Raw genomic sequence first — 6,348 nt, 5'->3', positions numbered from 1 at the left:
GCAACAAGCAACTCAAACGCGCCTTCTTCCTCGCCGCGTTCGCCGCCCTCACCGACCCCATCAACCGCGCCTACTACGACCGCAAAAGAGCCGAAGGCAAACGCCACAACGCCGCCCTCATCTGCCTCGCCCGACGCCGCTGCGACGTCCTATTCGCCATGCTCCGCCACAAGACCCCCTACCAACCACGCCCGACGGCCCCCGTCGCTGCTTGACGAAACCCATAGGGACACCCCCCCGGGCCCACACCCAGCCCGGTGATCATGAGGTTGGCGGCCTTCTCGATCTCCACAGGCCCCGCCAACCTCATGATCGACGCGGTGGTGGGGGGCGGGTGAGCTGGCGCGACGCGCACGGCGGATACCGATTCGGCGGTCGTGGAGGTCGTTTGCTAGTCTTTCCCAGTCGCTGAGCCCCCGTAGCTCAGGGGATAGAGCACCGCCCTCCGGAGGCGGGAGCGCAGGTTCGAATCCTGCCGGGGGCACCAGAGAGACGTCGAAGCCCGGGCCGCGCGCCCGGGCTTCTCCGTTTCGCGGCCACCGCGCCCGGGCTTCTCCGTTCGGTCGCCCGGACCCGGCCGATGATCACGCTTACCGGGCCGTTCCCGGGTCAGCGCACCCCTGTCGTACGGAACCGGCGCTGGTAGACCGAGGGCGGTACGCCGTACGCCGCGACGAACGCCCGCCGCAACGTCTCGTCGCTGCCGAACCCGCTGCGCCGGGCGGCCTCCGTGACCGTGCCGCCCTGTTCGAGGAACGCCCGCGCGGCCTCGATCCGGGCCAGCTCCAGGTAGCGACCGGGTGTGATGCCGAGTTCCTGCTGGAAGAGCCGGCGCAGGTGCCGCGGGGTGACGGTGGCGTCCCGCGCCATCGCCTCGACCGGGTAGGGGCGGGCCGGGTCGGCGGTGACCCGGTCGACGACCCGGCGCAGCCGCTGGTCGCCGCTGGGCGGCAGGTCCTGCCGTACGGAGAACTGGGACTGCCCGCCGGGGCGCTGCATGAACACCACGAGTTCCCGGGCCACCTCGCGGGCCAGCCCGGCTCCGTGGTCCGCCTCGACGAGGGCGAGCGCGAGGTCGATGCCCGCGGTGACGCCGGCGCTGGTGGAGAAGCGGCCGCTGTGCACGTAGATCGCGTCGGGCCGTACGTCGATCTCCGGGAACTCGGCGCGCAGCCGCGCCGCGTGCCGCCAGTGGGTGGTGGCCGGGTGCCCGGCCAGCCAGCCCGTGCGCGCCAGTACGAACGCCCCGGTGCAGACCGCGGCGAGGCGGGTGTCGGGCCGGACGAGCCTGCCCAGGCGGGCCCGGACGTCGGCCGCGTCGGGCAGCGCGGACAGGTCGTCCGCGCCGGTGAGCACGAGCGTGTCCGGCGCGTCCGCCTCGTCGAGGGTGCGGTCGGCGGCCAGCCGTACGCCGGACGACGTCCGCACCTGCGCCGACCGCCAGCCGATCAGCTCGACGGTGTAGCCGGCGCCGCGCCGGGCGGCGGCGTCGAACACGTCGACAGGGCCCGACACGTCGAGCAACTGCACCCCGTCGAAGACCACCACGCCGATCCGGTGCGGTCTCGCCCCGGCCATCCGCGGTTCCTCCTCCCCGCCCGACGCGTCCCGCCCGGCGCGACGACCCATGTCCGTTTCCGAGGGATAGGCGTCCCCAGGGACATGGTTCGTCGAGTCTAGCCGGGGAAGCATCGGGGGCCGGGCCGACCACCGGCCGCCGAGAGAAGAAGGAGCTCGCCATGCCCGAGACCGTCGCGGGGATCACCATCCCCGACACACCGCTCGTCGCCGCCACGACGGACCTGGTCCGCGGCGCCACCGACGACCTGCTGTTCCACCACTCCCGCCGGGTGTTCCTCTTCGGCGCGTTGCAGGGCGAGCGACGGGGCCTCGCGCCCGACCCGGAGCTGCTCTACGTCGGGGCGATGTTCCACGACCTCGGTCTGACGGGCGCGTACGCCAGCAGCGACCTGCGCTTCGAGGTCGACGGGGCGAAGGCGGCGGAGCGGTTCCTGCTCGACCACGGCCGCTCGGCGGCGGAGGCGCGCCGGGTCTGGCTCGCCATCGCGCTGCACACCACGCCCGGCGTGCCGGAACACCTGGATCCGGAGATCGCCCTGGTCACGGCCGGCGTGGAGACCGACGTGCTCGGCATCGGCCTGCGCGACCTCGATCCGGCGCGGGTCGCCGAGGTGACCGCCGCCCACCCCCGCCCCGACTTCAAGCGTCGGATCCTGGCCGCGTTCCACCAGGGCGTGGCGCACCGCCCCGAGACCACGTTCGGCACCGTGAACGACGACGTGCTCGCGTACTTCGACCCGTCGTTCGTCCGCGAGGACTTCGTGCAGATCATCCTCGGCAACGACTGGCCGGAGTGAGGGGCCCGGGGCGTCGCTCGACCTGGACGCCGACCCGGTGGCCGTCCACGCGTCAGCCGGCCTGGCGGCGGGCCCTTGCCCGCCGCTTGCCCTCGTGCATGGCCTGCACCCGGGCGATCGGGATGGTCCGCCCCTCTTCGACCAGGTCGGGTGGGAGCGGCTGCGGCGGCGTCAGGTCGAGCCACGGATCGCGCTCCGCGACGAGCGCCGGGACGGTCCGCACGGTGAAGTCGGCGGGGGTCACGTCCGGGAGGTCCGCCCAGTCGACCGGGAACGACACCGGCAGTCCGGGCCGCAGCCGCGGGCTGTAGGCGGCGACCACGGTGGCCCCGCCGGCCCGGGTGGAGTCGACGAAGACCCGCCCGCCCCGGTCCTCGCGGATGAAGGCGGTGGTGGCCAGCGCCGGGTCCAGCCGCTCGGCGCGGGCGGCGAGGGCCCGGGTGGCGGCGGCCATCTGCTCCGCGTCGGCGTCGGGCGTCACCGGCACGAAGACGTGCACGCCCTTGGCCCCGCTGGTCTTCGCCACCCCGGCCAGGCCCGAGTCGCCGAGCGCCTGCCGCACCAGCAGCGCGGCGGCGACGGCCGCCGGGAACGAGTCACCCTCGGGCGGGTCGAGGTCGAGCACGAGGTGCGTCGGCCGGTCGAGGTGGTCGGCCCGGGCCAGGGTCGGGTGGTACTCGACGGCCCGCTGGTTGGCGAACCACAGCAGCGTGCGCCGGTCGTCGCAGAGGGCGTACGACACCTCCCGCTGCGACGCCTCGGCCCAGACCGGCACCCGGCGTACCCACTCCGGCGTGTACTTCGGCAGGTTCTTCTGCATGAACGGCGCCTGCCCGCGCAGCGACCGGATCACCGACAGCGGCCGGTCCCGCAGCTGCGGGAGGATGCGGTCACTGACGCGATCCAGGTAGTCGACCAGGTCGCGCTTGCTGGCTCCCTCGACGAGCGGCTGGTCCAGATTAATCAGCGACACCCCGTCCCGGGTCTCCTCCACGCCGCTCATCACCCCACCTTCCCGGCCCGCGGGTCGGTGGTCAACCGGACCGGGCGGGACGCGCCGGCACGAACGGGTCGCCGCCGGCCCGGACGGCGGCCAGCAGGTCGGCCGTACGCGCCCGGACGGCGGCGTGCAGGTGGTGGCCGTAGCTGATCCGGGCGATTCCGAGGGCGGCCAGTTCGGCGGCGCCGGGGCCACCGGGGCGGGCCAGGAGGTTCACCCGCCCGTCCACCGCCGCCACGAGGGCGCGGACCGCCTCGGGTTCGGTGAGCCCGATCGGGTAGACGCAGTCCGCGCCCGCCGCGCGGTAGCGGCGGGCGCGGTCGAGCGCGTCGGCCAGCCGGGCGTCCGGGTCGCCGCCGGGGCGCAGGAACACGTCCAACCGGGCGTTGAGCACCACGTGCACGCCGGCCTCGCGGGCCGCCGACCGGACACCGGCGAGCAGGTCGGCCTGCGCCCCGACGGGCACGAGCCGGCCGGTGGCCGGGTCGGAGTCCTCCAGGTTGAGCCCCACGGCACCGGCGGCGAGCAGCCGCTCGACCAGTTCGGCCGGGCGCAGCCCGTACCCCCGTTCGAGGTCGGCGGTGACCGGGACGGTGACCGTCCGGGCGATCCGGGCCACGGCGGCGAACATCTCCCCGGGCGGCGTGGCCTCGCCGTCGGCGTGACCGAGGGCGGCCGCGACCGCCGCACTGCTGGTCGCGACGGCCGGGAAACCGGCCTCGACGACCGCCCGGGCGGAGGCGGCGTCCCAGGCGTTGGGCAGGATCAGCGGGTCGCCCGGGCGGTGCAGCGCGCGGAGCGCCTCCGCCCGGTCGGCGAGGGTGGCGGACATGCCCACGATTCTCCGGCGCGCGAGGGCCCGTTCCGACGGCCAATTCCCCTCGAATGGAACGGGCCATTCCGCGCCGTCCCCGGGCCCCAGCCGGCCCGCACGTCCTACCCCGACACCCCGGCCCGGGCCGGCTCGGCGACCCCACGACCGCGGGCCGGGGTGCGGCGCAGGGTCGTGGCGGCGACCAGCAGCGCCGCGACGACCAGCCCGGCGGCCACCGCGAAGGCGGTCCGGTAGCCGGCGGCCAGCGCGGCCGTCTCGTCCCACCCGCGCGCCCGCAGTCCGGCCGTGCGGCCGGCGGCCAGCGTGGCGAGCGCCGCCAAACCGAACGCCCCGCCGATCTGCTGGGTGGTGTTGGCCAGCCCGGAGGCGAGACCCGTCTCCGCGTCGCCGGCGCCGGCCATGGCCGCCGTGGTGACTGCGGGCAGGACCAGGCCACCGGCCGCACCGAAGACCAGCATCGCCGGGAGCACGTCTGTCAGGTACGCGCCGTCGGCCGGCAGGCGGGCGAGCAGCAGGAACCCGACCACCGCGAGGGCGAGCCCGGTGACCAGCACCCGCCGCGCGCCGTGGCGGGCGACGAGCCGGCCGGCGAGGCCGAGCGACACGGCCGCGATCACCAACGGCGTGGGCAGGAACGCCCACCCGGTGGCCGCCGCGTCGAGCCCGAGCACCAGTTGGAGGTCCAGCGCGAGCAGGAACTGGAAGGCGAAGAACGCGGCGACCGCGAGGAACTGGACGGTGTTGGCGGCGACCAGGTCGGGCGTACGCAGCACCCGGGGCGGCAGCAGCGGTACGGCGGCGACCCGCTGGCGCAGCGCGAACGCCACGAGCAGGGCGGCCCCCGCGGCGCCGGCCCCGATCGTGCGCGCCGAGGTCCAGCCGTGCTCGCCGGTGCCGACGACCGCCAGCACCGCCGCCATCAGGCCCGCGGTGGCGAGCACGGCACCGGGCACGTCCAGGCCGGCCCGCAGGCCGAGCCCACGGTCGGCGGGGATCCGGCGTAGCGCGGCGAGGACGATCAGCAGCCCGACCGGCACGTTGATCAGGAAGATCGACCGCCAGCCGGCGAGGTCCGTGAGCAGGCCGCCGGCCACCGTGCCGAGGGAGGCGCCGGCGGCGCCCGTGAAGCTGAAGACGGCGATGGCCCGGGCCCGCTCGGCCGGCTCCGGGTAGAGCCGGACGATCATGCCGAGGCTGACCGCCATCGTGAACGCCCCGCCGGCTCCCTGGAGGAAGCGCGCGGCGACCAGCGTCGCCGGCCCGGCGGCGGCCACGCAGAGCAAAGAGGCCAGGGTGAAGAGGGCGACGCCGGCGAGGAAGACCGCCCGCCGGCCGAGCAGGTCGCCGAGGCGGCCGGCGAGCAGCAGCAGCCCGCCGAAGGCCACCAGGTACGCGTTGACCACCCAGGCCAGCCCGGTGGCGGTGAAGCCGAGGTCGCGCTGGATCGCCGGCAGCGCCACGGTCACGATGCTGCCGTCCAGAATGATCATCAGACTGCCGGCGCAGAGCACGAGCAGGGCGGGCCAGCGGTCGGTGCGGGTTGTCATCGCTCCCCCTAGGTGCATGGTTTGTTACCGAAGACATGCTCTGTGACCATGGGGCGAGGCGGAAGGAGGCACTGTCGTGTCACAGGGGAACAGCGATGTGTCCGTGCAGGTCGGCGGCCTTGTGGAGTGCGCCGGTGTCGCCTCCGACACGCCCTTCACACCCGGTCAGGCCCGGGCCTGCACGGTGCGCGAGGTGCTCGACCGGGTGGGCGGCAAGTGGAGCATCGGCATCCTCGTGGCCGCCTCGCAGGGCCCGGTCCGCTTCACCGAACTGGAGCGGCAGATCGAGGGCATCAGCCGCCGGATGCTCACCCTGACGCTGCGCAACCTGGAGCGCGACGGCCTGCTGCACCGCCGGGTCTACCCCACCGTGCCGCCCAAGGTCGAGTACACCGCCACCCCGATCGCGCTGGAGCTCTACGAGTCCCTCGTCGCGCTGACCAGCTGGGCGGAGCGGCACCGGAGCACGATCGCCGCGGCCCGCGCCGCGTACGACCGGGAGCACGACCGGGCCTGACCTGCCACCGTCCCGACGCCGGGACGGCGCCCGCCGCACCACACCTCCGGCCGGTGTGGGGAAGACCACGC

At 75.0% G+C, this 6,348-nt stretch carries 6 protein-coding genes, 1 tRNA gene and 1 pseudogene; 4 read left to right on the top strand and 4 right to left on the bottom strand.

The genetic code is table 11. The features are described from left to right. Positions 1-215, top strand: a pseudogene (locus D7I43_RS15105) (IS110 family transposase); the annotation flags it as partial. Between the two features lie 197 nt (positions 216-412). Further along, positions 413-487 (top strand) — tRNA-Arg (locus tag D7I43_RS15100). 122 nt (positions 488-609) lie between these two features. Here D7I43_RS15100 and D7I43_RS15095 read toward each other — a convergent pair. Then, positions 610-1,578 (bottom strand): GlxA family transcriptional regulator, encoded by a 969-nt coding sequence (locus tag D7I43_RS15095; protein ID WP_120329112.1) that lies wholly within the window; start codon positions 1,576-1,578, stop codon positions 610-612. A 161-nt stretch (positions 1,579-1,739) separates the two neighbouring features. On the opposite strand from D7I43_RS15095, the gene D7I43_RS15090 reads away from it, so the two are divergent. Beyond that, positions 1,740-2,378: an HD domain-containing protein gene (locus tag D7I43_RS15090; RefSeq protein WP_120329111.1), complete on the top strand. Its 639-nt coding sequence runs from the start codon at positions 1,740-1,742 to the stop codon at positions 2,376-2,378. 52 nt (positions 2,379-2,430) lie between these two features. Here D7I43_RS15090 and D7I43_RS15085 read toward each other — a convergent pair whose 3' ends face one another. The 3 genes from D7I43_RS15085 to D7I43_RS15075 all read right to left on the bottom strand — a co-directional run bounded on the left by D7I43_RS15085 (position 2,431) and on the right by D7I43_RS15075 (position 5,760). After that, positions 2,431-3,381 (bottom strand): DNA polymerase domain-containing protein, encoded by a 951-nt coding sequence (locus D7I43_RS15085; RefSeq protein ID WP_120329110.1) that lies wholly within the window; start codon positions 3,379-3,381, stop codon positions 2,431-2,433. 31 nt (positions 3,382-3,412) lie between these two features. Further along, positions 3,413-4,210, bottom strand: a complete 798-nt coding sequence (locus D7I43_RS15080; protein WP_120329109.1) for an isocitrate lyase/PEP mutase family protein — start codon at positions 4,208-4,210, stop codon at positions 3,413-3,415. 104 nt (positions 4,211-4,314) lie between these two features. Then, on the bottom strand, positions 4,315-5,760 hold the full coding sequence (locus D7I43_RS15075) for an MFS transporter (RefSeq protein WP_120329108.1): 1,446 nt from the start codon (positions 5,758-5,760) through the stop codon (positions 4,315-4,317). A gap of 121 nt (positions 5,761-5,881) precedes the next feature. Between D7I43_RS15075 and D7I43_RS15070 the strand changes: the two genes are divergently transcribed. Then, positions 5,882-6,277 (top strand): winged helix-turn-helix transcriptional regulator, encoded by a 396-nt coding sequence (locus D7I43_RS15070; RefSeq protein ID WP_120329145.1) that lies wholly within the window; start codon positions 5,882-5,884, stop codon positions 6,275-6,277. The last annotated feature ends 71 nt before the right edge of the window (positions 6,278-6,348 follow it).

This window comes from Micromonospora globbae, from assembly GCF_003610785.1.
In the GTDB taxonomy this organism is placed as follows: Bacteria; Actinomycetota; Actinomycetes; order Mycobacteriales; family Micromonosporaceae; genus Micromonospora; species Micromonospora globbae.
The sequence above is the reverse complement of the archived record's forward strand: the minus strand, read 5'-3'. Positions and strand labels throughout refer to the sequence as shown.